The sequence below is a fragment of the Gilvimarinus sp. 1_MG-2023 genome (genome assembly GCF_030548285.1).
Genome location: NZ_JAUOSC010000119.1, coordinates 1 through 475, shown reverse-complemented (window position 1 = coordinate 475; position 475 = coordinate 1). Strand labels below are relative to the sequence as shown.

The following is a 475-nucleotide window of genomic DNA, read 5'->3' as shown; positions in this document are numbered from 1 at the left end:
ATTCAGCGCTGGGCCTCTCCAAAATGAGTACCGATATCTGCAAGGCTATCTTCCGCAAACTGGCCACCCAGGGCGAGGTTTTCACCAACGAAACCTTCCGCACCATCAAGGCAACCTATTTCCGGGTCGCACTGGATTTTGTTGAAACCTACTACAACGATGCTCTGATGAACGGTTTGACACTGGACCGCCACCAGGAAGAGGCCGCGGTCGAACTGTTTGCAGAGAATATTATGTCTGCCGGTGATTATTTCCTCGAAAACCCAATGGAAACTCCGTTTATCCCAAGCTGGAATCGCGTTATTTCCGCCATCCCGGATATTCTCGATCGTCTTTACGAAGCCGTTGAGGAAGATAATATCCAGTCCTGACAACACGACGTCGCTGGTGAGTCAACCACTCACCAGCGACGCTTGCTTCAACTGGTGAGCCACACGGTCTGATACGGCTTCAGAGTCAGAGTGTCTCCTAGTGG

1 pseudogene is annotated in these 475 nt (G+C 51.4%); it reads left to right on the top strand.

Going from position 1 to position 475, the window contains the following annotated elements:
* Positions 1 to 371 (top strand): annotated as a pseudogene (locus tag Q4563_RS15990) (glycosyl transferase); the annotation flags it as partial.
* Positions 372 to 475: the final 104 nt, after the last annotated feature.